A 25,785-nucleotide genomic window follows, 5' to 3' on the forward strand; every position below is an offset into this window, starting at 1 on the left:
GCGGGTTTTCAGACGACCTCATCAATAGGCGATGCTTTTTGCCGCTTCGTTCAAACCGTTTTCCAAAGATTCCAGCATGGCGGTATAGCCGTCGCCTTGTTGCGGGGTGGTAACGTCAAACGGTTTGTTGCGTCCGTCTGGCCACAGGGCGTAGCCGCTGACGGTAGTTTGCCCCTGATAGCTGCCTTGGAAGGCTTCAACATAGATTTTCAGGGTTTGGCTGCTTTGGCTGCGTGAGGCGGGAACGAAAGTATGGCGCGGGTTGAGGCGGTTGAGTTTGTTGCTGAAGTTCGCCGCCAACGCGCCGTCGAGCGGTGCCGCCCAAAGGTGGTTCTTCGCCAGATTCACATGATACGCGTCAGTTTGGTAAACGAGGCCGCCGTTGGCGAGCGGTTCGGCAAGGTTGACTTTGACCGCGATTTCGCTGCCTTGCGCCGCCGGCCGGATGTATTGGCTGTCGGGCAGGACGAAATATTGCGGGCTTTGCGCGGTGCCGCAGGCGGCAAGCGTCAGGGCGGCGGCAATCGGGAAGAGGCGCATTATCGGCTTCCTTTCGGGATGGGGTCTTTGCTGCTGCTGTTAAAAATCAGCGCGTTGGGTTTTTCTTTCAAAGTATTAATGACGGGCTGTACGTCTCTGAGGGTTTTGTCCAAACTTTGCAGGGTATTTTGCACGTCGCCGTAGATGGGCGATTGCGGCGATACGCCTTGCAGGGTTTGGCGCAATTCTTTCAGGGTTTGGTTCAGCTCGTTCGGAATGTTTTGCGTTTGCGGTTTGCCGACCAGTTTGTCAATGGAGCTTAGGGCGGCATTGGCGGATTTGAGGGTGGATTTGAGTTCGGCGAGCGAACCGTTCAACCCGGCAACGGTTTTATCCAACGGTAGATTGTTGAATTTCTCCAGTAAATCCGCCACTTTCGCCTGCAAATCGTCCAAACCGCCGCCTTGTGTGGCAATGACGGTATCGCCTGCGTAAACGGTGTGCGGTCGCAGCTTGGGCGAAGACGAAGGCTGGTCGGTCAGTTCGACCATTTTGCTGCCGGTAATCAAGTTGTTGCTGGAAATGGTGGCGGTCAGACCTTTGCCCAAAGCTGCTTGGAATTGTTGTTTCCAATGTTCTTTGCTTTGTTCGTCGGCATTGATTTCCATGCGCGACGGCTCGATGCGGATGCGCACGGGAATCCAGCCGTTTTCAAACAGATGCAGGCTGTCGTTTCGATCGAAATAGGGAACGTCGGAAACCACGCCCACATTCAGTCCTTTATATTCAACGGGCGAGCCTGCGGTCAGACCGCGTACGGATTGTTTGAAAAACGCGGTGTAGTACAGCGAACGGTCATCGGGCAGGTTTGCCACTTCGCTGCGGCTGTCGTAAAGCGTGAAACTGTCTTCACTTTTCACATTTTTGCTGTTTTTGGTTTTCGGCGAATCAAACGAAATTGCGCCGGACAGCAAGGCGGGCAGGGGGGCGGAATTGAGCTTCACTCCGCTGCCTGTGGTTTCGATATTGATGCCGCTCTCCAGCCAAAAGCGGCTTTCCGAATTAATCAATTTATCGTTCGGGCTTTGGATGAATATGGTGTAATGCACGGTTTGGTCGGATGGCTCGAAATGCGCGCTTTCTACCTGTCCGACCATAAAGTTTTCATAAAGTACGGGGCTGCTGACGTTGAGGATTTTGTCGTTTTGACCGACCAGCTTCAGGCGCAGGCCGCTTTGTCCGATGGCGGCAATCGGCGGGATGTCCTGCACTTCAAATACATCCTTCGTTTCATTGCTTTTGCCCGGCGTGAACGCGATATACGAGCCGGACAGGAGCGTGCTCAAACCGGTTACGCCGCTTTGGTCGATGCGTGGTTTCACCACCCAAAACTGCGTATCGCTGCGGATGAGGTCTTTCGCATCGGCGTTAAGCTGGGCGGTGACTTCCACGCCCTTTTGGTCGTCGCGCAGTTTGATGCGGGTAACGTGTCCGACATCGACGTTCAACACTTTAATCACCGTATTGTTGACTTCAATGCCTTCCGCGCTGTCCATCAAAAGCGTGACGACTGGACCTCGGTTGCGGATATCTTTTACCAGTAGCCAGCCGCCCGCAATCAGCGCAATCAGCGGAATCAGCCACACGATAGACGTGAAGACATTGGTTTTTTTGACACGCGCAGGTGCGCGGTGTGTTTGAGAAGAATCGTGTTTTTTCATTGTTTCTGGTTGTCGTCGGAATCGGGGTCGTCTGAAAGCTGCTGGTGCCTGTCCCAAATCAGGCGGGGATCGAAATAATAGGCAGACAGCATGGTCAATACCACCACCAGGCAGAAATAAACCGCCGCCCCGCCGGGGACGACGCGTGCCATGTTGGTGTGGAATGAACTCATCAAAATAATAATCACAAAAATATCAATCATCGACCAGCGGCCGATGGATTCGGTAATCCGGTAAAGCACCGACATTTTCGGTGCGCTCATCGGCGGTTTGAAATAAGCAGATGCAATCAAAACCGCCATCGCGATAATCTTCAATACCGGCACCAAAATACTCGCGCTGAAAATAATCACCGCAATCAGCCTGTCGCCGTCGTTCCACATATACACAATGCCGTTGAAAATCGTATTGACTTCCAGCGCGGTAGGGTTCGACGAAATCATAATCGGCAGAATATTCGCGGGGAAATACAGGATAAACGCCGCAATCAAAAACGCCAGCGAAATGCTCAGGCTTTTCGGGCGGCGGCGGTACAAATCCGCACCGCAAACCTCGCAAGGCTGCTCGTCTTTATCGCGGAAATACAAGCAGCGGCTGCAACAGGTTTTGTCTTCGGATGCCGTTTGCACCGCGTCCCCGCCTGTCAGCCTGTGGATTTTATAATAAACCCAATGCTGAGGAATCGAGACCGAAGTCCGAATCAGCATGACCGACAGCGCAAACATCAAATAAAATGCCGAGCCGAATTCAACCTCCGCCACAGACGAGAGCTTGATATACGCCACCAAAGTGGAAATAAAGAACACATCCACCATAATCGCATGACGCAGCCTGACCAAAACCCGCGTCGCAAACCGCAGCGCAGGATACGCCCGCTCGCGCACCAGCGCGGTATAAACGTACAGGCAGAGCAGCAAAAACAATACCGGCGCGCCGAACGTGAGGACGAACATCACTTCCGCCAGAAAACCGTAATCCTGATAAATCAAAAGCCGCATCATTTCCGGCAGCGACAGGACGGATGTTACGCCGAAGAGTTCCACGCGGATATAAACCATGCTGTACGCAAACGCCATCAAAATCAGCGAAGTCGTCGCGTAAGCCAGCGGCGCAACATAAGGATTGTTTTCCACCTCGACCACTTCATGATTGCACACCGGACAATGCGCTTCCTGCCCCTGCCGCAGGCGCGGAATATCCATGCGGTTGCCGCAGTCCGGGCAATCCACCGTATGCGCCGGCAGCGATGCGTCGGGCAGGTAGGATTTATAACGCCACCAGCGCGTATAGCTAGGAATCGGTTTCATGGAGGAGGGAAGAGGTCAAAGAGGCAGGTATTATAAAGGAAAACATAGGGATAGCCCAAATTGCTTACATATGGGGGAGACAGTGTCTGGAAAATAAATTATGACTATGTGAATAGTATTGTTTACAATCAATTCGGGGTCGTCTGAAACGCTTTCAGACGACCCCTTGCCATATTTGTTGCAAATATGCGAAAACAACAGATTTATGTAAATAATAGCAAGTTAAATTCTTGATGATGTAATAGAAATGATATATATTCCTAAATTGTTTTGTAATATGACAGATTTCATTTGTTCATTTGTAAACGATTCTGTACCTAAATATCTCAAAATCATAAATTTCCATTCCCAAACACAGATTTCCCATCACTTATTTTTTATTGATTCGGGCAGCCTTCATTTGAGGTCGTCTGAAAAACCTGTTGTACAGGTTTCGTCAAAACCGTCAATTAAATTTTGTAGATCATCAAAGGATATTCACATGAGCGAAACACAAGAGCTGACCTTTGCCAAACGGCTGAAAGAGCAAACCGCTACCATTCACGACAGCGTGGACAATTTGGTTATGTCTGTCGAGCCGTTTACCAACAAAGAGAACTACATCAAATTCTTGAAGCTGCAATCCGTGTTCCACAAAGCGGTCGATCATATCTATAAAGACCCTGAGTTGAACAAAGCCATTCCCGAGCTGGAATACATGGCGCGTTACGACGCGGTAACGCAAGACTTGGCGGATTTGGGCGACAAGCCTTACGAATACGGCAAACCGCTGCCGCACGAAACCGGCAATAAAGCCATCGGCTGGCTGTATTGCGCCGAAGGTTCCAATTTGGGCGCTGCATTTTTGTTTAAACACGCGCAAAAGCTGGATTACAACGGCGAACACGGTGCGCGCCACCTCGCTCCCCATCCGAACGGACGCGGCAAACATTGGCGTGCCTTTGTCGAGCATTTGAATGCTTTGGGCTTAAGCCCTGAAGCAGAAGCCGAAGCGATTCAAGGCGCAAAAGATGCGTTTGCGTTCTACAAAGTCGTTCTGCGCGAAACCTTCGGCCTGCCTGAAGGCGCGGAAGCTCCGGAAGGCTTTGTTCCGCACCGCCACTAAATGCAGGTTATTGATAGGTCATCGATATGTTTTCCGGCGCAATATTTTGCGCCGGAAAACAGTTGAAGTCCGAAATATAGTGGATTAAATTTAAATCAGGACAAGGCGACGAAGCCGCAGACAGTACAGATAGTACGGCAAGGCGAGGCAACGCCGTACTGGTTTAAAGTTAATCTACTATATCAACCCCTTACATATGGTATGGGCAAGGAAGGCCGCTTTTATCCGGTTTCCGTTTCCGTATTTAAAAATTTATTGGCCATCCGTTACAGGGATTTATATTCGTCATTGCTTTCAATGGAAATATAAATGATTATCAAAAATTTTCATTGTTGAATTAAGCTGAATATTGGTCAATTTTATTGTTTCTGAGGTTTTGAACCATGAAATCATCACACATACTCCCTATTGCCGCCCTTGTCGGCAGTATTTTCGGCAATCCCGTGTTTGCGGCGGATAATGCTGCGCAATCAACGGCTGCCGAGCCCATGCAAGCCGAACTGAAACAGGTAACGGTAAAAGGACATCGCAACGCGCCCGCCGCCGTGGAACGGGTCAACCTCGGCCGTATCCAACAGGAAATGATACGCGACAACAAAGACTTGGTGCGCTATTCCACCGATGTCGGTCTGAGCGACAGCGGCCGCCATCAAAAAGGCTTTGCCATTCGTGGCGTGGAAGGTAACCGTGTCGGCGTCAGTATTGACGGCGTGAGCCTGCCTGATTCGGAAGAAAACTCACTGTATGCCCGTTACGGCAATTTCAACAGTTCGCGCTTGTCCATCGACCCTGAACTGGTGCGCAACATCGACATCGTGAAAGGGGCGGACTCTTTCAATACCGGCAGCGGCGCCTTGGGCGGCGGTGTGAATTACCAAACCCTGCAAGGACGTGATTTGCTGCTGCCGGAGCGGCAGTTCGGCGTGATGATGAAAAACGGTTACAGCAGCCGCAACCGCGAATGGACGAACACAGTCGGCTTCGGCATGGATAACGGCAGCGTCGATGCAGCCTTGCTGTATTCACAACGGCGCGGCCATGAAACCGAAAGCGCGGGCAACCGCGGCTATGCGGTGGAAGGCAAGGGCAGCGGCACGAATATCCGCGGTTCGGCACGCGGCATTCCTGATCCGTCCAAACACAAATACCACAGCTTCTTGGCCAAAATCGGTTATCAGATTAATGAGAACCACCGTATCGGCGCATCGCTCAACGGCCAGCAGGGGCACAATTACACGGTTGAAGAGTCTTATAACCTGACCGATTCTTCCTGGCGCGAAGCCGACGATGTAAACAAACGGCGCAATGCCAACCTGTTTTACGAATGGACGCCTGATTCAAATTGGTTGTCGTTGTTGAAGGCAGACTTCGATTATCAGAAAACCAAAGTGGCGGCGGTTAACAACAAAGGCTCGTTCCCGATGGATTATTCCACCTGGACGCGCAACTACAATCAGAAGGATTTGGACGAAATATACAACCGCAGCATGGACACCCGCTTCAAACGCATCACCCTGCGTTTGGACAGCCAGCCGCTACAACTGGGCGGGCAGCACCGCCTGTCGTTCAAGGCCTTTGCCAGCCGCCGTGATTTTGAAAATTTAAACCGCGACGATTATTTCTTCAGCGGCCGCATCGTCCGAACCACCAGCACCATCCAGCATCCGGTGAAAACCACCAACTACGGTTTCTCGCTGTCCGACCAAATCCAATGGAACAATGTGTTTTCAAGCCGCGCGGGCATCCGTTACGACCACACCAAAATGACGCCGCAGCAACTGAATGCCGACTGTCATGCCTGCGACAAAACACCGCCCGCACCCAATACTTACAGCGGCTGGAGCGGTTTCGCCGGTTTGGCGGCGCAACTGAATCAGGCTTGGCGTGTCGGTTACGACATCACTTCCGGCTACCGTGTCCCCAATGCGTCCGAAGTGTATTTCACCTACAACCACGGTTCGGGTAATTGGCTGCCCAATCCCAACCTGAAAGCCGAGCGCAGCACCACCCACACCCTCTCCCTGCAAGGACGCGGCGAAAAAGGTACGCTGGATGCCAACCTGTATCAAAGCAACTACCGCAATTTCCTGTCTGAAGAGCAGAAACTGACCGCCAGCGGCGAACCCGGCTGCACCCAGATGGATTATTACTACGGTCTGTGCAGCGCCCCCTACACCGAAAAACTGGATTGGCAGATGCAGAATATCGACAAGGCAAGGGTTCGCGGTCTTGAGCTGACAGGTCGTCTGAATTTGGACAAAGTAGTCTCTTTTGTCCCTGAAGGCTGGAAGCTGTTTGGTTCCGTGGGTTACGCGAAAAGCAAGCTGTCGGGCGACAACAGCCTGCTGTCCACCCAGCCGCTGAAAGTGATTGCCGGTATCGACTATGAAAGTCCGAGCGAAAAATGGGGCGTGTTCTCCCGCCTGACCTATTTGGGCGCGAAAAAGGCGAAAGATGCGCAATACACCGTTTATGAAAACAACGGCTGGGGTACGCCTTTGCAGAAAAAAGTGCAGGATTACCCGTGGCTGAACAAATCGGCTTATGTGTTCGATATGTACGGCTTCTACAAACCGGTGAAAAACCTGACCCTGCGTGCGGGCGTGTACAACCTGTTCAACCGCAAAGACACCACTTGGGATTCCCTGCGCGGTTTGTACAGTTACAGCACCACCAACGGGGTCGACCGCGACGGCAAAGGCTTGGACCGCTACCGCGCGCCCGGCCGCAACTACGCCGTATCGCTGGAATGGAAGTTCTAAGCTAATTTTTGATTGAAGAAACGGAAACAAACCGCCCGAATGTCCTGTTTGGCAGAACATTCGGGCGGTTTTATTATCCGTCTGTTTAAAGTTTGCCGTCTTGTCCCATTCTTATAGTGGATTAACTTTAAGCCAGTACGACGTTGCCTCGCCTTAGCTCAAAGAGAACGATTCTCTAAGGTGCTGAAGCACCAAGTGAATCGGTTCCGTACTATCTGTACTGTCTGCGGCTTCGTCGCCTTGTCCTGATTTAAAGTTAATCCACTATATTTTCCAACTGTTTAATTGGATTGGGTTTCGTTGCGGCTAACTGTTTCCTTCATATTAAACGCGCTAACGTAGTTTGAGGGATGTGTTTGATTACAGGGATCTTCGGAAATACCGGCCGATTTGGTGAGTACTGCAATTTACGCGCCATTTATCGCTGTTTTGCCAATAATAATCTACGATGATGCCTTGATCGTCAGTGTAGAAAATGCGGTCTTGGTCTTGTCCGTAGCAGACGTTGCTATAGTAGTTGGTAATGATGGGCCCATTTTGGCTGCTGCCTTCGTATTCACGTCCAGCGTAGGAATAGTAGGTATAGCGCCAGAGGTAGGCATAGCGGTCGTTTTCCGATTTGACTCCACCTTCTGTGGGTTTGACGCCATAGGATTTGATAACGGCATCGATAGGTTTGCCGACGAAACGTTTCATACGTTTGTCCAAGCTGGCACAGCCGACAGTGAGGCAAACGAGACCGGCAAGGAGGGCTGCACGGCCTATGGAGATTTTGGAGGGCATAATGCGTTTTCCTGTCATTAAAATGAAGGGCGGAATAATAAGAAAGGAATAGGCAATTTGGCAAGAGGCTACCCGAAAAACATAAAACGTTTTTCAGGTAGCCTCTTGGTTGATACACACTTTGCCTTCCTTTAATCATGCGGTGGGATTTCAATGAAGGGGTTGTATGTATTGGGGAAAGGGGATGCAGGATGTTTTCAAAACAGGGGAGGGGTCGTCTGAAAACAGTTGTCCCCATTCTGTTGTAAAAAATTCTTTTTGCATAGTCATTTCATCCCTAATTTGCTTCACTTGTCCGAACTCAATATAAATTCCGCCCTATATCCGCTATAATCGCAAATCGATTATCCAATGTACAAGACAGGAAAATTCATGTCCCAAAGCCGTTTCAACCAAACCGGCCCCAAAATCGGTCTGAGCGTGCGCCTTGCGGAAACGCAGGCGGAAATTGAAGCAGCACAACGCTTGCGTTATCAGGTATTCGCCCAAGAACTGGGTGCAGAAATCGAAAGCGACGACGGTCGCGATGTCGATCCTTACGACGAACATTGCCACCACCTTTTGGCTTTTGACGACGCAACCGGAGAAGTCATCGGCTGCTACCGCCTGATTACCGAAGAAACCGCCAAAAAAGTCGGCGGCTGGTATAGCGAACACGAATTTGACTTGTCCCCTTTGAAAGACATCTTGCCGAAAACCGTCGAACTCGGCCGCGCCTGCACCCATCCCGACTACCGCAACGGCGGTTTGGTCATGCTTTTGTGGTCGGGTTTGGTCAAATTCATGAAAGACGAAAACCTGCGCTTTATGATAGGCTGCGGCAGCATTGATATGCACGACGGCGGCAGCGATGCGGCAGGTCTGTATCATGCCCTGAAATCCAAATACCTCGCGCCTGAAAAATGGTGCGTCAAGCCGCTCAATCCGCTCAAGTGGGACGAAATTACCCCGTCGGACAAACCTGATGTCCCGCCGCTGATTAAAGGCTACCTCAATGCGGGCGCATGGTTCTGCGGCGAGCCTTGCGTCGATGAAGCGTTCAACTGCGCCGACGTGCTCATCATGATGGACATCACCCGCCTGGCAGACCGTTACCTCCAACGTTTCGCCCCTAAACCATAAAGACTAAAAGGTCGTCTGAAAACCTTTTCAGACGACCTCAACTATTGTGAAATCAGCAAATAATTGATTTTTAGCGGTTTCACCCTATACCAAGATTGCACACACCACAACCTTATGATTGCCAAACTACGTTTTACCTTCCGCCTGCTCTGCATCGGCATCTGCCTGCTTTACGGTATGGCGGAAATGTTCTTCCTGTTTCCCTTTTACAGCAAACGGCGCAAACTGCGTGCCATCCAAATCTGGTCGCTGCGCGTTCTCGCTTCATGCGGCATGAAGCTGGAAACCTTCGGCACGCTGCCTCAGGAAGGGCAGGCGCAGTTGTTAATCAGCAACCATATCTCTTGGTTGGACATCATGGCGGTCAACGGCGCATTTCCGGGTCGGTTTGTGGCGAAAGACGATGTCGCCAAATGGCCGGTAGTCGGCTATCTCGCCACGCAGGCGCAGACCGTTTACGTTTCACGCAATAAAGGCACCAAAGGCAATACTGCTAAAATCGCCACCGTAACCGAAGCCCTCAAAAACGGCGATACCGTAACCATTTTCCCGGAAGGGACGAGTACGGAAGGTTATGAAATCCTCCCGTTCAAGCCCAGCTTTTTCCAAACCGCCTACGATGCAGGCGTTCCCATTATCCCCATGCTTTGCCGCTACCCCAATCCCGACGGCACCAGTCCGAACCTTCAGGCGGCTTATGTGGGCGATACCAGCCTGTGGCAATCCATCTGCATGATCATCAGCCAGCCTTCCAGCAAGGTGGAGCTGCATTTTCTGGAGCCGGTTCCTGCCAAAGAAGACCGCTACGAAACGGCGCTGGAAATACACGGCATTTTGAGTCGAGAATTAAAAAAATTGGGCTGACAGGTCCAAACAAACGAAAAGAACTTCAAACCGCTATCCGAACCGTTTCATCAAACCAAACAATAGGAGAAGCCAAATGGAAGAAACATTCGTCCAAACGCTGACCATCGCCGGCTCGGATTCCGGCGGCGGGGCGGGGATACAGGCGGATTTGAAGACGTTTCAGATGCGCGGCGTGTTCGGCACCAGCGTACTGACCGCCGTGACCGCGCAAAATACGCTCGGCGTATCGGCGGTGCATCTGGTTCCGACCGACATCATTGCCGCGCAAATCGAAGCCGTCCGCGCTGATTTTGAAATCCGCGCCTATAAAATCGGGATGCTGGGTACGGCTCAAGTAATTGAATGCGTTGCTGAAAATCTGAAAAAATGCCGTTTCGGCAAGCGCGTTCTCGATCCGGTGATGATTGCCAAAGGCGGTGCGCCGCTGTTGCAGGATTCCGCCGTCGAAGCGATGAAACGGCTGCTGTTGCCCGATACGGACATTCTGACGCCGAACCTGCCCGAAGCGGAGGCCTTGACGGGCGTGCGTATTGAAAGCCGCCAAGATGCGGAACGCGCCGCCAAAATCCTGCAAGATTGCGGCGTGAAAAACGTGGTGATTAAAGGCGGGCATTTGGGCGACAGCCGCAGCGAATACTGCACCGACTGGCTGTTTACGCCGGATGACGTGTTTGAATTTGCCGACCGCCGCTTTCCGACGGCGCATACGCACGGTACGGGCTGCACATTCTCCGCCTGTATCGCCGCCGAGCTGGCAAAAGGTTTCGAAACACTCGAAGCCGTGCAAACCGCCAAGAAATACATTACCGAAGCGATTCGCAACCCTTTGAACATCGGCGCGGGACACGGGCCGGTCAATCATTGGGCTTATCGGGATTGAACAAGGTCGTCTGAAACGGAAATTTCAGACGACCTCTTGCTATATTTATCAGTTAAATTTGTTTACAATATTGGGCAAACCAACTTCAACTTCGCGGAAGAGACATCATGCAAGTTACATCAAAATGGATAGACGGAATGTGCTTTGTCGGCACGACCGAAAACGGACACAGCGTCGTCATGGAAGGCGCGGCGGCGGAAGGGCAGGCGAAACGCGGTCCCAGTCCGATGGAAATGCTGCTTTTGGGTGTGGCGGGCTGTTCCAGCATCGATGTCGTGATGATTGCCGAGAAGCAGCGTCAAAAGGTGGTGGACTGCCAGGCGACGGTTACCGCGAAGCGCGCCGACGATGCCCCGCGCGTGTTCACCGAAATCCACATCCATTTTAAAATCATCGGACACAATTTGACCGAATCCGCCATCGAGCGCGCCGTGCAGATGTCCGCCGAGAAATATTGTTCCGCCTCGATTATGCTGGGCAAGGCAGCGAAAATCACCCACAGTTTTGAAACCGTCGAAGCGGAGTAATTTTTCAGACGACCCCCGTATCCTTGCAGGGGTCGTCTGAAAAGCGTTTATAGGCGGAATATTGTTAAAGCGTGAATAAAGCCCGCCCGACAAAAAAGCAGATATATTCACGCTACACTATGAATATATCTGCTTGCTTATTGTGGATTCTCTCTCTATCAGCCTTCATAACTTGGCCTTGTGAGGATATTGTGCAAGCTTCACTAGAGATTGTCAACAATTTTTAATTATATCTTAATCAGATTTTGTGCTATATCGAAATGGAATCAAGCAAAAAGCGATAAGTGGCGGGTTGCCGCCGCTGAAAAATTTCTGTTATTTCAAACGATATGACACGCCAGACTATGAGGAGAGCTTAAATAATGAATACCGATAACGATACCCTCCATGCGCCTACCCCTTCTTCCATGATGCCCGCAGGCAGGCATGATTCGGAGCTGTTCCGCGTTTACGCCCTGATTTTGGACGGCATCACCGACCATGTCTTGCTGCCTGGCAAAAAACTGACCGAATCCGAGCTGTGCCGCCAGATGGTTTGCTCGCGCAATACCGTGCGTGGCGCGCTGTCCTTGTTGGCACACGACAAAATCGTCGATTTGCAACCCAATCGCGGCGCGTTCGTTCATGTTCCCGATTTGAAGGAAATGCAGGACGTGTTCAACGCGCGTATCGAAATGGAAAGCATGATTTTGAACCTCCTGTCCGATATGCCCGATTTGGAAACCCGCCTCCAGCCGCTCTACGCCATGATCGAGCGTGAAGAACAGGCGTCCGACAGCGGCGACCGCGTGGGTTGGAACCGCCTGTCCAACGCCTTCCATGTCGAACTGGCGCGCCTGATCGACAACAACGTCTTGTTCGACATCATGAACACCCTGTGCGCCCGCTCTTCGCTCATTGTCGCCGTCTTCGATGCGCAGCGTCATGAAAAACGCACCATCAACACCCACACCCATTCCGAACACCGCGAAATCCTCGACCTGCTGGTCAACGGCAAACGCAACCGCGTGGTCAAAGTCATGCGCAAACACTTAAGCGCGTGCGTGGAGCGTTTGGAACGCAAATACGAAGCGGAATAACACGGACACAGCAAAAAGGTCGTCTGAAAACCGGGATTCAGGTTTTCAGACGACCTTTGGTTTTGGGCAAAGCCGAAGCGGCGGCAGCCTTTTCCGATTTTGGGCAAAAGGCGTACAATCCGAATTCAAACGAATTGGAACGAATGGAAACGAATCCAGATGAAACCGAAAATACAAAGACACGAACACATCCTCGCCCTGGTGCGCGAGCAGCATTTCATGACGGTCGAGCAGCTTGCGGAAGCTTTGGACGTGACCCCGCAGACCATACGCCGCGACATACAGGAATTGAGCGAAACGCGGCAGTTGAAGCGTTACCACGGCGGAGCGTCGGTCGGCGATATTTCCAGCGGCGTGGCGCAAGGCAAGCGAAAACACTGCCAAAATGAAAAAAACGCCATCGCCCGCCTGATTGCCGCCCACATTCCCGACAATTCGTCGCTGTTTATCAGCATAGGCACGACGATGGAAGCCGTTGCCGCCGAGTTGGTCAAGCAGCGTAAAAACCTGCGGATTATCACCAACAATATTTACGTCGCCTCCATCACGTCCGCGCGCACCGACTACACCGTCATCATCACTTCCGGCGTCGTGCGCCCCTTGGACGGCGGGATTACGGGCGTGGCGACGGTCGATTTTATCAATCAGTTTAAAGTCGATTATGCCGTCATGAGTACGCACGGCGTGGAAAGCGACGGATCGCTTTTGGACTACGACTATAAAGAAGTCAGCGTCATGCAGGCGATGATGACCAATGCGCGGGTCAGGTATTTGGGCGTGGACCACAGCAAATTCAACAGCAATGCCTTGGTCAGGCTGGGCGACATCGGCTCGTTTGACAAAGTATTTACCGACCGCGCCCCTGAAGCCGCCATGCAGAAGGTTTTGGGCGATGCGGGCGTAGAATGGCTGGTTGCCGAACCCGTGCCGCTTTGATTTCGGGGGTTACAAAAGGTTAATGAAATTCGGGTACAATGGGGAAGCGTTTTCAGATAGCTGCTATTGAATGTGCAGGTCGTCTGAAAACAATCATCCGTATATGAATGTTCTTGGATTCAGAAGAACAGTTTTGAAAAGACATAAAGATGAATTTCCCCCGTATCAGCGAAAGAACATTTGCCGGCCTTTCATTGGCTGGCAGTATCATTATTATCATCACGACTTCGATATGGTTCAGTCAGGCAGACCCCGAACGCTTCGGGATTACATTGATTGCCGGTATGTTGATGCTTGTCTCAGCGAATCTGGTTTATGTCCTGCTTTCCCATCGTTTGCGACCTGCTACTGTGGCGGGCAGCGTGTGGATAACAACCATACTTTGGTTGTTGTTTATGATGGCGGTAGACAGTGCTGACAGTCATAATGACCCTTACTCCCCTAATTACGATCATCACGGATCAGGTTTTTTGTGGCTAGGGTTGCCTGTATTTTATGTTGGTTCTCTGATTGCTTCCATTATCGCCACCGCAGCCCGCCCCAAACTGCTCTCTTTGGAAAAATCCTCGCTTCAAGCATTTTGGGCGTCCATGCGCTGGTCTTTTATCGGCACTACCGGTTTGCTTTGGATTTTCTATCCAATCGCAATTTTGGTTATTTTGGGTATCGTTCTGTTGATTAACCGGCTGGTTGATTTTATCGATTCATCAACCGCATTCAAACGTCCGGAAGACAATACTTCCGACCATTCCAATCTTTCATCCGATTCGTAATTGTCCATACAGAGGTCGTCTGAAACGGTTTTCAGACGACCTCTGTACCTTGTATTGACTGTAAAGCCGTCCTGTTTTCAGGTAAAATCGGCACGACATCATATTTTCAGATAGCTCCCGACCATGCTCAACAAAGACCAATTCGCGGACAACCATTTCATCCGCACCATCATCGAAGAAGACTTAAAAAGCGGCAAACACGAAGCCATCCAAACCCGTTTCCCGCCCGAACCCAACGGCTACCTGCACATCGGCCACGCCAAATCCATCTGCCTGAATTTCGGTTTGGCGTATATTTACGACGGCTTGTGCAACCTGCGTTTCGACGATACCAACCCTGAAAAAGAAAACGACGAATACGTCAACGCCATCAAAGAAGACGTCGAGTGGCTCGGTTTCCATTGGGCGGGCGAGCCGCGTTTCGCTTCCAATTATTTCGACCAGCTTTACGACTACGCCGTCGGTTTAATCAAAGACGGCAAAGCGTATGTCGATGATTTGACGCCCGAAGAAATGCGCGAATACCGCGGCACGCTGACCGAAGCGGGCAAAAACAGCCCTTACCGCGACCGCAGCGTCGAAGAAAACCTCGACCTGTTCACGCGCATGAAAAACGGCGAATTCCCCGACGGCAGCAAAACCCTGCGCCTGAAAATCGACATGGCATCAGGCAACATCAATATGCGCGACCCCGTCATCTACCGTATCCGCCGCGCCCATCACCACAACACCGGCGACAAATGGTGCATCTACCCGATGTACGACTACACGCATTGCATTTCCGATGCCATCGAAGGCATCACACATTCCTTGTGTACGCTCGAATTTGAAGCCCACCGCCCGCTGTACGACTGGGTGTTGGACAACATCCCCGCGCCGCACGCCACCCGTCCGCGCCAATACGAGTTTTCCCGTTTGGAGCTTTTGTATTCCATTACGTCCAAACGCAAGCTGAACCAACTGGTTTCAGACGGCCACGTTACCGGCTGGGACGATCCGCGTATGCCGACGATTTCCGGTATGCGCCGCCGCGGCTACACGCCCGAAGGCCTGCGCCTGTTTGCCAAACGCGCCGGTATTTCCAAATCTGAAAACATCGTCGATATGAGCGTGTTGGAAGGCGCGATTCGCGAAGAGCTGGAAAACTCCGCCCCGCGCCTGATGGCGGTTTTGAACCCGCTCAAAGTGACTCTGACCAACTTTGAAGCCGGCAAAACCCAAAGCCGCCGTGCCGCGTTCCATCCGAACCACGAAGAAATGGGCGATCGCGAAGTGCCTATTTCACAAACCATCTACATCGAAGCCGACGACTTTGCCGAAAATCCGCCCAAAGGCTTCAAACGCCTGACCCCGGGCGGCGAAGTGCGCCTGCGCCACGGCTATGTTATCAAGTGCGACGAAGTCGTAAAAGACGCGGCAGGCAATGTGGTTGAACTCAAATGCAGCATCGACCATGACACCTTGGGCAAAAATCCCGAAGGCAGAAAAGTCAAAGGCGTGATTCACTGGGTTTCCGCAGAACACGCCGCCGAAATCAAAGTCCGCCTGTACGACCGCCTCTTTACCGTCGAGCGTCCCGATGCCGTGCGCGGCGAAGACGGCGAATACCTGCCGTTTACCGATTTCCTCAACCCTGAGTCCGTCAAAGAAATCACCGCCTATGCCGAACCCGCAGCCAAAAACCTGCCCGCCGAAAGCCGTTGGCAGTTTGAGCGTATCGGCTATTTCGTGACCGACCGCAAAGACCACCGCCCTGAGCAGCCTGTGTTCAACCGCACGGTCACGCTGAAAGACTCTTGGCAGCCCAAGTAATCTGTTGGCAACAGCCATATTGGAAGGTCGTCTGAAAACTTGGAATCGGGTTTTCAGACGACCTTTATTGATAAAGGAATGAGATGGAACGTTATTCTGTACATTTGAAACTGCTGGGGATGGCGGTGTTGTGGGGTGCGTCTTGGCCGATGGGGCGGATGCTGGGGCAGTCGCTGCCGCCGCTGACGGGCGGGGCGGTTCGGTTTGTGCTGGCTTCGGTTTTGTTGTTGGGCTGGTTGTTTGCGCGCAGCAGGTTTGCGACTTTGGCGGCTTTGTCGGCGCGGCAATGGCTGGGCTTGGCGGTAGCTGCTTCCGTCGGGGTGTGCGGCTATGCGGTGTTTTTTATGCTGGGTTTGCAGGCGATGCCGGCGGGAAAGGCAGCGGTGGTTGTGGCGGTGAATCCCGTGCTGACGCTGCTGCTGGCGGCTTGGCTTTTCGGCGAGCGTTTAAACGCGAAGATTTTGGCGGGTATGCTGCTGGCGGTTTTGGGTGCAATAACGGCGGTAACGCAAGGACAGCCTTTGACGGTATTGTCGGGCGGCATCAAGGCGGGGGAGTGGCTGATTTTCGGCTGCGTGGTCTGCTGGGCGGCTTATACTTTAATCGGACGTGCGGTTTTGCGCGGGATAGACGCGCTGACGGTAACGGCGGCAACGTCGTTCATCGGCGCGCTGATGTTGTCGGTGGTGGCGTTGTGGATGGACGGATTGCCTTTTGAGGCAATGGCGGCGATGGATGCACGCGGTTGGACGGCATTGGCGTGGCTGGTCATCGGCGCGACGGTATTGGCCTACGCGTGGTATTTCGAAGGCGTGAAGACTTTGGGTGCAGGCAGCGCGGCAGCGTATATTACGCTCGTACCGATTTTCGGCATGCTCAGCTCGGCGTGGGTTTTGGGCGAACCTTTGCATATTTCGCTGATTGCGGGCTGCGCGGCAGCGGTCGGCGGCATGACGCTGATGCGGTATGGGCAGAAGGTCGTCTGAAAGATTCAAGAGAGGATAAGTTCCTTATCAAACGATGGATGCTCTGTCAGTGTTATAGAAACTCAATCCAGTAGTCTCGGTGTGGTTCGATAATGACCGGTTTGCACCAGAAATATTTGAGGTATCCCAAATTGGCGGGCGTTACGGGGCGGTTGTTCATATTGAATTTTTCAGCGCTTTCCCTAGTCAGGAAACATTTGACGGATACATAATGTTTACCGTCTGATTCTCTTTGAATGCCTTCGAAACCGATTCTGTCTCCCACCTTAAACTCTTTGGCAAGGAGTTGTCCGAGAAAATAAACGGTTTTGTTTTTCATCAACTCGTAGGCTTTCGCATTTTCTATTTCGGCATTTGTTGCTGCAAACATAATGCAAAAGCTGTCGATAAGGTCTTTCAGGGGCTGCAAATCGTCTTTGGAAAAGATAATGTCCGATGTATCAAGTCCGGATATAACAAGGTTTACATAATAGGGTTGCCAGATAACCGCATCAAGAGACATGCCTAAAGGGATGGTTTGCGCTTTGTAGCCGGTGATTTCAAACTTTCTCCTTTCTTTTTCATATGCCTCTGTTGAAGCAAAGACATGAAGGTTCTCCACTTTCCTGAACGGCCTTTTTTTTACGAAAGCAATGACAGGCCTGTCCAGTTGTTCGAATAAATTGAGGTTGTAGTATTCAATAGGGATTTTTTGCATTGAGATCTTTCTTTTCTATGTTTCGTGGTTTTATTCTAACATATCGCTAAAGCGGCTGTTCCGTTTGCGATAACGTTGTCTGTCGGCTTATAAACTTGTTTCAGGACAAGGCAGGGGTCGTCTGAAAAGGCGGCTGTCGTTTTATTTTGCGTCCGATATTTTCATTATCAAGGAAATCATTATGTCCGCTCCGCTCGAAATCGAAACCCACCCTTTTCCCGCATTATTGCCGCCGCAGGCGACGGTAATGATGATGGGGACGTTCCCACCCAAGGAAGACAAACGCGCGATGCAGTTTCATTATCCGAATTTTCAAAACGATATGTGGCGCGTTTATGGGCTGGTGTTTTTTAATGATGCGGCGCATTTCCAGATGCCGTCTGAAAAAGCGTTTGATGCGGAGAAAATCAAGGCGTTTTTGCGCGAACGGGGGATTGCCTCCTGCCCGACCGTGTTGAAGGCGGTGCGGGAACACGGCAATGCGTCCGACAAGTTTTTGCAAGTGGTGGAAACCGTCGATTTGGCGGCGGTGTTGGCACAGATGCCCGACTGCCGCCACATCTGTACTACCGGAGGTAAGGCGACGGAAATCCTGCTCGATATTCAGGGCGGCGGCATCAAAATGCCGAAAACGGGCGAAACCGTGCCGTTTCCGTTTGCCGGGCGGGATTTGACCCTGACCCGCCTGCCATCGACTTCGCGCGCTTATCCTTTGAGTTTGGCGAAAAAGGCGGCGGCATATCGGGCGTTTTTCGAAATGGCGGGTTTGTGTGAAAAACAGTTATAATTGCCGACAATTTTCCCTTTCAGACGACCTTCTTAAAGCGAGGTCGTCTGAAAAAACAGACAAGGAAGAAATCCGATGAAAAACTACCAAGCGCCCGACGAGAAGGGCTTTTTCGGCGAACACGGCGGACTTTATGTCTCCGAAACCCTGATTCCCGCCTTGCAAGAGCTGGCGGATGCCTATAAAGCAGCGAAAAACGACCCGTCGTTTTGGGAAGAGTTCCACCGCGATTTGAAACACTACGTCGGCCGGCCCAGCCCCGTTTACCATGCCGCGCGATTGTCCGAGCATTTGGGCGGCGCGCAAATCTGGTTGAAGCGCGAAGACTTGAACCACACTGGCGCGCACAAGGTAAACAACACCATCGGTCAGGCGCTGCTTGCCCGCCGCATGGGCAAAAAACGCGTCATTGCCGAAACCGGTGCAGGTCAGCACGGCGTGGCTTCCGCCACCGTCGCCGCCCGCTTCGGCATGACTTGCGACGTGTACATGGGCGCGGACGACATCCAGCGTCAAATGCCCAACGTGTTCCGCATGAAATTGTTGGGTGCAAACGTAGTCAGCGTCGATAGCGGCAGCCGCACGCTGAAAGACGCGATGAACGAAGCCATGCGCGAATGGGTTGCCCGCGTGGACGACACGTTCTACATCATCGGTACTGCCGCCGGCCCTGCGCCGTATCCCGAAATGGTGCGCGATTTCCAATGCGTCATCGGCAACGAAGCCAAAGCGCAGATGCAGGAAGCCATCGGCAGACAACCCGACGTCGCCGTTGCCTGCGTCGGCGGCGGCTCGAACGCCATCGGCCTGTTCCACCCGTATATCGGCGAAGAAAACGTGCGCCTCGTCGGCGTGGAAGCCGGCGGTTTGGGCGTGGATACCCCCGACCACGCCGCGCCGATTACCAGCAAAGCCCCCATCGGCGTATTGCACGGCTTCCGCAGCTACCTGATGCAGGACGAAAACGGCCAAGTCTTGGGTACGCACTCCGTTTCCGCAGGTCTCGACTATCCCGGCATCGGCCCGGAACACAGCCACCTGAATGACATCAAGCGCGTCGAATACACCGTCGCCAAAGACGACGAAGCACTCGAAGCCTTTGATTTGTTGTGCCGCTTCGAAGGCATCATCCCCGCACTCGAATCCAGCCACGCCCTTGCATGGGCAGTCGCCAACGCGCCGAAAATGGGCAAAGACCAAGTGATTCTGGTCAACCTGTCCGGCCGCGGCGATAAAGACATCAATACCGTGGCGAAGCTGAAAGGGATTGAGTTGTAGGGATGATGTGAAGGTCGTCTGAAAACAAAAATATGATGATTCTCCCCAATTGTTACAGCTATTTCCGTATGGTATCCGACCACAATTGCGCCGATGAATTGACGCAATTGCTCGGTATCCAGCCGTTTTCTGTTACCCGGTGTGGAGAGACGCATTTAGCTAATGGAATGCTACGCCCACAGCCGGCTGATTGGAGCGCATGGAATGGCTGCCGCCAAGATCAGCCGGTCAATGATGCAGAAGGGCAGTGCCTGCGGATTGTCCGCCAATTACACGGGAACATTGATGCACTTGCCCGATTCCGTCGGCAATACCAAGCAAAATTTTGGTTGGAAATTGTCCCTGAATATGTTGTGGATGCAGAACAAAATCCCTATATAGGATTTAGTCGGGAAATCATGGAATTTTGTTATCTGACGGGTACGGAAATAGACGTCGACGTCTATCATTACTGCAATTTCTGCGACTCTGATGAAGGACAAAACGGTACGCTGCATTAATCTGCCTTCATTGACCTGAATTTGTCTTTTATAGTGGATTAAATTTAAATCAGGACAAGGCGACGAAGCCGCAGACAGTACAAATAGTACGGCAAGGCGAGGCAACGCCGTACTGGTTTAAAGTTAATCCACTATAATGTCTTTGGTTTTGGGATATCGACAGAATATAGGGCGTATTCATGTTCACGCCGTGATTAGCTATCTCACTTGAAATTCTCAAAACAAGCCGTTTGAAAGTCCGCCTTTCAAACGGCGTTATTTTTAGGCTGCCTGAAAATTTTCTACATACTATGCCGGATATGAACCACATCACCGAAAACCGGTTTTCAGACGACCTTTTCCTTATCCGATAGAGACTTTTCAGGTCATCATCTAATCAGAGTGGGTTAAAATAGCGGAATTTGATATAAACCCTTCTCAGAAAATATGTTGCCCGAACACACTTCCTCCCTGCTCGATTTCGACCGCGCCCATCTGCTCCATCCCTATACGTCCATGACCGATCCGTTGCCTGTTTATCCGGTGCGCCGTGCGGAGGGTGTGCATATCGAATTGGCGGACGGTACGCGGCTGATTGACGGGATGTCGTCTTGGTGGTGTGCGATACACGGCTACAATCATCCTGTTTTGAATCAGGCGGTTGAGGCGCAGATTAAGCAAATGTCGCATGTGATGTTCGGCGGTTTGACGCACGGGCCGGCGGTGGAATTGGGCAAGTTGTTGGTCGGGATTTTGCCACAAGGGCTGGACCGTATTTTTTATGCGGACTCGGGTTCGGTTTCGGTGGAAGTTGCGCTGAAGATGGCGGTGCAGTACCAGCAGGCGCGGGGTTTGACCGCGAAGCAGAATATTGCGACGGTGCGGCGCGGGTATCACGGCGATACTTGGAATGCGATGTCCGTCTGCGATCCGGAAACGGGGATGCACCATATTTTCGGCAGCGCTCTGCCGCAGCGTTATTTTGTCGATAATCCGAAAAGCCGTTTCGACGATGAATGGGACGGGGCGGATTTGCAGCCTGTCCGCGCCTTGTTTGAAGCGCATCATGCGGACATTGCCGCCTTTATTTTGGAACCGGTCGTGCAGGGCGCGGGCGGCATGTATTTTTATCATCCGCAGTATCTTCGCGGATTGCGCGATTTGTGCGACGACTTTGATATCGTGTTGATTTTTGACGAAATCGCCACCGGATTCGGGCGCACGGGCAAGATGTTTGCCTGCGAACACGCGGAGGTCGTGCCGGATATTATGTGTATCGGCAAGGCCTTGAGCGGCGGCTATATGACGCTGGCGGCGGCAATCACTTCGCAAAAAGTCACCGAAACGATTTCGCGCGGCGAAGCGGGCGTTTTTATGCACGGCCCGACATTTATGGCGAACCCGCTGGCGTGTGCCGTTGCCTGCGCTTCGGTCAAACTGCTTTTGTCCCAAGATTGGCAGGCGAATATCCGCCGCATCGAAAGCATCCTGAAAGGTCGTCTGAAAACCGCATGGGACATTCGCGGCGTGAAAGACGTGCGCGTTTTGGGTGCCATCGGCGTGATCGAACTGGAAAAAGGCGTCGATATGGCGCGTTTTCAAGCGGACTGCGTGGCGCAGGGCATTTGGGTGCGCCCATTCGGCAGGCTGGTGTACCTCATGCCGCCTTACATCATTTCAGACGACCTCTTGACCGAACTTGCCGACAAAACCATACAAATCTTGAAGGAACACAGCAAATGAAAGGCGTTTACTTCGTCAGCGGCATAGACACGGAGATCGGCAAAACCGTCGCCACCGGCGTGTTGGCAAAACAATTGTTGCAGCAGGGCAAAAGCGTGATCACGCAAAAGCCCGTGCAAACCGGTTGCCAAAACATCGCCGACGACATCGCCGTCCACCGCAACATCATGGGCATACCCATGCAGGAAGCCGACAAACAGCGGCTGACCATGCCCGAAATCTTCAGCTATCCCGCCTCGCCCCACCTCGCCGCCCGTCTGGACGGCAGGGCTTTGGACTTGAACAAAATCCGCACTGCCACGCAGCAACTGGCGGCGCAATACGAAATCGTGTTGGTCGAAGGCGCGGGCGGATTGATGGTTCCGCTGACGGAAAACCTGTTAACCATTGATTATATTCAGCAACAGGCTTATCCCGTTATTCTCGTTACCAGTGGACGGCTCGGCAGCATCAACCACACCCTGCTCAGCTTCGCCGCGCTCAAACAATACGGCATCAGCCTGCACAGCCTGATTTTCAACCACATCCACGACAGCCGCGACGAACACATCGCCCAAGACAGCTCGGCATATCTAAAGGGTCGTCTGAAAACAGATTTTCCCGATGCGGAGTGGATGGAGTTGGATAAGGTGGAGACGGACGAAAGGTCGTCTGAAAACGATTAACACATGAAACACATCAATCTAAATCCCATGAATCCCCCTTTGAATTGGCAAGACAAACTTCCCGACGAACTGCCGCAGGGCTGGAACGAACGCGCCGCCGCTTTGTGCCAAGCGCAATCGCTGACCGCCGCCTTACGCGCCTTGGGCGGCAGCTTTACGGTAAAAGTGCTGTATATGGGCGAACTGGACGGGCTGGGTAATCCGTTTGGCGGAAACTATGCCGAAACCGCCGCCCCGCAATTCGTCCGCGACGTTTTGCTGCATCTGGACGGCGTGCCCGTCGTACAGGCGCGCAGCGCGTGCAGCCTGCAATCCCAAGCCTGGCGCGGCGTGTTGGATTGCGGCACGCAGCCTTTGGGCGAGCGGCTGTTTGACGGCACGCTGCCCTTGAAGCGTTCGGCATTCGAGTTTTGTCTGATGGAAAACGCAGGCGGTCAGGATGATTTCAGACGACCTGTCGCTGCCCGCAGGTCTTATTTTGATTGGGATGGTGAGGTGTTGGAACTGACGGAATATTTTTTGGCGGGGTTGGCGCGGTTTGTGTAGGGCGCAGATATGCCGTTTTTGTATCTTTCTGTAAAAGTTGGGGATAAGGGTCTAAATAAAATAGTAAAATCTAAAAATTGATTTATAATGAACATAATACGCTAAGCAATAATTACAAATTGATTTATTATACCAATAACATATTTTTCACATTCGCATGAAGATAAGACGTGTTCTCCTACATTTTTTCCCGCGCTATGCCGTCGGACGGATGGTCATATACGGCAAATTGATGCGCATCGACAAGCCTATCGGCACGTTGCTGCTGCTTTGGCCGACCTATTGGGCATTATGGGTCGCTTCGGAAGGTATTCCGGAAGCGGATATTTTTTGGGCGTTTACCGCCGGTACGTTCTTTATGCGCAGCGCAGGCTGCGTGATCAACGACTTTGCCGACCGCGATTTTGACGGTTCGGTCGAGCGCACGAAAAACCGCCCCTTTGCCCGCGGGTTGGTTTCCAAAACAGAAGCGATTCTGCTGACCGTCATCCTCTGCCTGCTTGCCGCCCTCTGCATGACGCCGCTGAACCTGTTGACTTGGGTGATGAGCGTTCCTGCGCTGTTTCTGGCGATGACTTACCCCTTTACCAAACGGTTTTTCCCGCTGCCGCAGTTTTATTTGGGGCTGGCGTTTTCTTTCGGGATTCCGATGGCGTTTGCCGCCGTCCGCAGCGGCGTGCCTTCTACGGCATGGCTGATGTTTACCGCTAATGCTTTGTGGACGCTTGCCTACGACACGATTTATGCGATGTCGGACAAGGAAGACGATTTGAAAATCGGGATTAAAACTTCGGCCATCACGTTCGGCGATCACGATATTTCCGCATCCATGCTCTGCCATTTTTGGTTTACCGCGCTGATGGCGGTGTTGGGCGTGAAAATCGGCGCGACATGGCCGTATTGGATTATGCTGCCTGCGGTGGTGTGGCTGCAAATCGGTCAATACCATGCCATCAAAACGCGCGACCGCCAGACTTGTTTTAAAGTGTTTCTGGATAACAACTATATCGGTCTGCTGTGGTTTTTGGGTTTGGCGGGGCATTATTTGTGGGCTTTGGCTGCCACGCGGTTGTAAGGCAATAAAATGGTTAACACGTCGTCTGAAAAGGGTTTCAGACGACGTGTTGCTTTTCGGGGCAGGGCGGATTGATGATATTGGCGGGGTTTTATCTGGTAGCCAAACCTGCTGTAAAACACTTGCCGCCGTTTTCAGACGATCTTGTGTATGAGTTAAGAAATATCAAAGAAGCAGCGTTTCTTGTTAGCAATCTGAGTGTAAATTGCGTGTTCAGGATTGAGGTTTGTACAGACAGTCGGTACAATTCCATTTCATTTTGCCACATCAAAAGAGATTTCTATGAGCCTTATCGGCGAAATTTTGCCTTTGTCCCATATCGTTTTAGACTTGGAAGTCGGCAGCAAAAAACGCTTGTTTGAAGAAGCGGGCCTGCTGCTTGAACATGAAGCAGAATTACCTCACGGCGATGTCTTCGACTGCCTGTTTGCCCGCGAAAAGCTGGGTTCGACCGGCTTGGGGCAGGGCGTCGCCATCCCGCATGGCCGTCATGCCTGCGTGAAAAAAGCCACCGGCGCGTTTATCCGCACGAAAGAACCGGTCGCTTTCGATGCGCCCGACGGCAAACCCGTATCCCTGATTTTCACTTTGTTGGTGCCGGAAAATGCGACCGGCGAGCATTTGGAAGTCTTGTCCAAACTGGCGGGCAGGTTCTCGCAAAAAGCCGTCCGTGAAGCCTTGATGTCCGCAACCTCTGCCGAGGAGGTGCGCAAACTTCTGGCAGAAGAGTAAAGAATGCCCAGTATATCCGTCCGCCGCCTGTTTTCCGATAATCAGCACAAGCTCCAACTTGCTTGGGCGGCAGGCAATTCGGGTGCGGATAACCGCATCGGAGTAGAGGCCGACAAACCCGTTTTGGCGTTGGTCGGCCATTTGAATTTTATCCATCCCAATCAAATCCAAGTCGTCGGTGTTGCCGAAGCCGAATATCTCAAGCGCCTCGAATCGGGCGAGTTGAATTACGATTTCGGTGAACTCTTCGATATCCCCATGTCGCTGGTCATCGTTGCCAACGGTCTGGCGGTTTCGCCCAAATTGCGCGACTACTGCCATAAAAACGACATCCCGCTCTTGACCTCCAAGCTCGAAAGCCCGTATTTGATGGATGTGTTGCGGATTTATCTGCAACGCACGCTGGCGACTTCCATCGTCAAGCACGGCGTATTCCTCGATGTATTTGAAGTTGGCGTGCTGATTACCGGTCATTCCGGCTTGGGTAAAAGCGAGTTGGCGTTGGAATTGATTTCGCGCGGACACAGCCTGATCGCCGATGATGCGGTCGAGCTTTTCCGTACCGGTCCCGAAACGCTCGAAGGCCGCTGCCCGCCGATGTTGCGTGATTTCCTTGAAGTGCGCGGATTGGGCATACTCAACA

Annotated in this window: 25 protein-coding genes and 1 pseudogene; 21 read left to right on the plus strand and 5 right to left on the minus strand. The window is 52.2% G+C overall.

Annotation, left to right across the window (positions count from 1 at the left end):
- Window positions 1-21: 21 nt before the first annotated feature.
- The 3 genes from HMPREF1028_RS02450 to HMPREF1028_RS02460 are packed head-to-tail and all read right to left on the minus strand — an operon-like array spanning window position 22 to window position 3,508.
- On the minus strand, window positions 22-540 hold the full coding sequence (locus HMPREF1028_RS02450) for an ABC-type transport auxiliary lipoprotein family protein (RefSeq protein ID WP_009311204.1): 519 nt from the start codon (window positions 538-540) through the stop codon (window positions 22-24).
- Window positions 540-2,201 (minus strand): intermembrane transport protein PqiB, encoded by a 1,662-nt coding sequence (pqiB, locus tag HMPREF1028_RS02455; RefSeq protein WP_009311205.1) that lies wholly within the window; start codon window positions 2,199-2,201, stop codon window positions 540-542. The genes HMPREF1028_RS02450 and pqiB overlap by 1 nt, the downstream gene beginning before the upstream one ends.
- A complete protein-coding gene (locus HMPREF1028_RS02460; protein ID WP_009311206.1) occupies window positions 2,198-3,508 on the minus strand; it encodes a paraquat-inducible protein A in 1,311 nt (436 codons plus the stop codon). Before HMPREF1028_RS02460 ends, pqiB begins: the two co-directional genes overlap by 4 nt.
- 481 nt (window positions 3,509-3,989) lie before the next feature.
- Between HMPREF1028_RS02460 and HMPREF1028_RS02465 the strand changes: the two genes are divergently transcribed.
- From HMPREF1028_RS02465 to HMPREF1028_RS02470, 3 genes and pseudogenes are all read left to right on the plus strand, one after another.
- On the plus strand, window positions 3,990-4,613 hold the full coding sequence (locus HMPREF1028_RS02465; protein ID WP_009311207.1) for a biliverdin-producing heme oxygenase: 624 nt from the start codon (window positions 3,990-3,992) through the stop codon (window positions 4,611-4,613).
- A gap of 72 nt (window positions 4,614-4,685) precedes the next feature.
- A pseudogene (locus HMPREF1028_RS14390) lies at window positions 4,686-4,796 on the plus strand (IS5/IS1182 family transposase); the annotation flags it as partial.
- Between the two features lie 200 nt (window positions 4,797-4,996).
- Window positions 4,997-7,375 (plus strand): TonB-dependent hemoglobin/transferrin/lactoferrin family receptor, encoded by a 2,379-nt coding sequence (locus HMPREF1028_RS02470; protein WP_003776773.1) that lies wholly within the window; start codon window positions 4,997-4,999, stop codon window positions 7,373-7,375.
- Window positions 7,376-7,735: 360 nt separating this feature from the next.
- On the opposite strand, the gene HMPREF1028_RS02475 is transcribed toward HMPREF1028_RS02470, so the two are convergent.
- A complete protein-coding gene (locus HMPREF1028_RS02475; protein WP_003776776.1) occupies window positions 7,736-8,158 on the minus strand; it encodes a hypothetical protein in 423 nt (140 codons plus the stop codon).
- Between the two features lie 372 nt (window positions 8,159-8,530).
- Here HMPREF1028_RS02475 and HMPREF1028_RS02480 point away from each other — a divergent pair, with 372 nt between their 5' ends.
- The 9 genes from HMPREF1028_RS02480 to HMPREF1028_RS02520 all read left to right on the plus strand — a co-directional run bounded on the left by HMPREF1028_RS02480 (window position 8,531) and on the right by HMPREF1028_RS02520 (window position 17,140).
- Entirely contained in the window at window positions 8,531-9,280 is a 750-nt protein-coding gene (locus HMPREF1028_RS02480; protein ID WP_009311208.1) for a GNAT family N-acyltransferase, read from the plus strand.
- Between the two features lie 114 nt (window positions 9,281-9,394).
- Complete coding sequence (locus HMPREF1028_RS02485) at window positions 9,395-10,144, plus strand: lysophospholipid acyltransferase family protein (protein ID WP_003756032.1); 750 nt, start codon at window positions 9,395-9,397, stop codon at window positions 10,142-10,144.
- A 76-nt stretch (window positions 10,145-10,220) separates the two neighbouring features.
- Complete coding sequence (gene thiD / locus HMPREF1028_RS02490) at window positions 10,221-11,027, plus strand: bifunctional hydroxymethylpyrimidine kinase/phosphomethylpyrimidine kinase (RefSeq protein ID WP_003769063.1); 807 nt, start codon at window positions 10,221-10,223, stop codon at window positions 11,025-11,027.
- Window positions 11,028-11,134: 107 nt separating this feature from the next.
- A complete protein-coding gene (locus tag HMPREF1028_RS02495; RefSeq protein WP_009311209.1) occupies window positions 11,135-11,554 on the plus strand; it encodes an OsmC family protein in 420 nt (139 codons plus the stop codon).
- 362 nt (window positions 11,555-11,916) lie between these two features.
- Window positions 11,917-12,633 carry a GntR family transcriptional regulator gene (locus HMPREF1028_RS02500; RefSeq protein WP_003769051.1) on the plus strand — a complete coding sequence of 239 codons (717 nt, stop codon included), beginning with the start codon at window positions 11,917-11,919 and terminating at the stop codon, window positions 12,631-12,633.
- Between the two features lie 159 nt (window positions 12,634-12,792).
- Window positions 12,793-13,569, plus strand: a complete 777-nt coding sequence (locus HMPREF1028_RS02505; RefSeq protein ID WP_009311210.1) for a DeoR/GlpR family DNA-binding transcription regulator — start codon at window positions 12,793-12,795, stop codon at window positions 13,567-13,569.
- A 149-nt stretch (window positions 13,570-13,718) separates the two neighbouring features.
- A complete protein-coding gene (locus tag HMPREF1028_RS02510; protein ID WP_009311211.1) occupies window positions 13,719-14,342 on the plus strand; it encodes a hypothetical protein in 624 nt (207 codons plus the stop codon).
- 123 nt (window positions 14,343-14,465) lie between these two features.
- Window positions 14,466-16,154 (plus strand): glutamine--tRNA ligase/YqeY domain fusion protein, encoded by a 1,689-nt coding sequence (locus HMPREF1028_RS02515; RefSeq protein ID WP_009311212.1) that lies wholly within the window; start codon window positions 14,466-14,468, stop codon window positions 16,152-16,154.
- An 83-nt stretch (window positions 16,155-16,237) separates the two neighbouring features.
- Entirely contained in the window at window positions 16,238-17,140 is a 903-nt protein-coding gene (locus HMPREF1028_RS02520) for a DMT family transporter (RefSeq protein WP_009311213.1), read from the plus strand.
- 52 nt (window positions 17,141-17,192) lie between these two features.
- Here HMPREF1028_RS02520 and HMPREF1028_RS02525 read toward each other — a convergent pair whose 3' ends face one another.
- Window positions 17,193-17,837, minus strand: coding sequence for a hypothetical protein (locus HMPREF1028_RS02525; protein ID WP_003756053.1), 645 nt, complete (start codon window positions 17,835-17,837; stop codon window positions 17,193-17,195).
- A gap of 181 nt (window positions 17,838-18,018) precedes the next feature.
- On the opposite strand from HMPREF1028_RS02525, the gene HMPREF1028_RS02530 reads away from it, so the two are divergent.
- From HMPREF1028_RS02530 to HMPREF1028_RS02570, 9 genes are all read left to right on the plus strand, one after another.
- The gene (locus HMPREF1028_RS02530) at window positions 18,019-18,624 is read left to right on the plus strand and encodes a DNA glycosylase (protein ID WP_009311214.1); all 606 of its coding nucleotides are present in this window, start codon (window positions 18,019-18,021) and stop codon (window positions 18,622-18,624) included.
- Window positions 18,625-18,699: 75 nt separating this feature from the next.
- Window positions 18,700-19,902 (plus strand): tryptophan synthase subunit beta, encoded by a 1,203-nt coding sequence (trpB, locus tag HMPREF1028_RS02535; RefSeq protein ID WP_009311215.1) that lies wholly within the window; start codon window positions 18,700-18,702, stop codon window positions 19,900-19,902.
- 32 nt (window positions 19,903-19,934) lie between these two features.
- On the plus strand, window positions 19,935-20,402 hold the full coding sequence (locus tag HMPREF1028_RS02540) for a DUF4279 domain-containing protein (RefSeq protein ID WP_094112973.1): 468 nt from the start codon (window positions 19,935-19,937) through the stop codon (window positions 20,400-20,402).
- Window positions 20,403-20,828: 426 nt separating this feature from the next.
- Window positions 20,829-22,124, plus strand: a complete 1,296-nt coding sequence (gene bioA, locus HMPREF1028_RS02545) for an adenosylmethionine--8-amino-7-oxononanoate transaminase (RefSeq protein WP_009311217.1) — start codon at window positions 20,829-20,831, stop codon at window positions 22,122-22,124.
- Window positions 22,121-22,789, plus strand: a complete 669-nt coding sequence (bioD, locus tag HMPREF1028_RS02550) for a dethiobiotin synthase (protein ID WP_009311218.1) — start codon at window positions 22,121-22,123, stop codon at window positions 22,787-22,789. The genes bioA and bioD overlap by 4 nt, the downstream gene beginning before the upstream one ends.
- A 3-nt stretch (window positions 22,790-22,792) precedes the next feature.
- A complete protein-coding gene (locus tag HMPREF1028_RS02555; RefSeq protein WP_036528914.1) occupies window positions 22,793-23,335 on the plus strand; it encodes a chorismate lyase in 543 nt (180 codons plus the stop codon).
- 157 nt (window positions 23,336-23,492) lie between these two features.
- Window positions 23,493-24,410 (plus strand): 4-hydroxybenzoate octaprenyltransferase, encoded by a 918-nt coding sequence (gene ubiA, locus HMPREF1028_RS02560; RefSeq protein ID WP_009311220.1) that lies wholly within the window; start codon window positions 23,493-23,495, stop codon window positions 24,408-24,410.
- 282 nt (window positions 24,411-24,692) lie between these two features.
- Window positions 24,693-25,142, plus strand: a complete 450-nt coding sequence (gene ptsN / locus HMPREF1028_RS02565) for a PTS IIA-like nitrogen regulatory protein PtsN (protein ID WP_003743926.1) — start codon at window positions 24,693-24,695, stop codon at window positions 25,140-25,142.
- A 3-nt stretch (window positions 25,143-25,145) separates the two neighbouring features.
- A partial coding sequence (locus HMPREF1028_RS02570; protein ID WP_009311221.1) for an HPr kinase/phosphorylase occupies window positions 25,146-25,785 on the plus strand: 640 nt, incomplete at its 3' end.

This window comes from Neisseria sp. GT4A_CT1 (assembly GCF_000227275.1).
GTDB lineage: Bacteria > Pseudomonadota > Gammaproteobacteria > Burkholderiales > Neisseriaceae > Neisseria.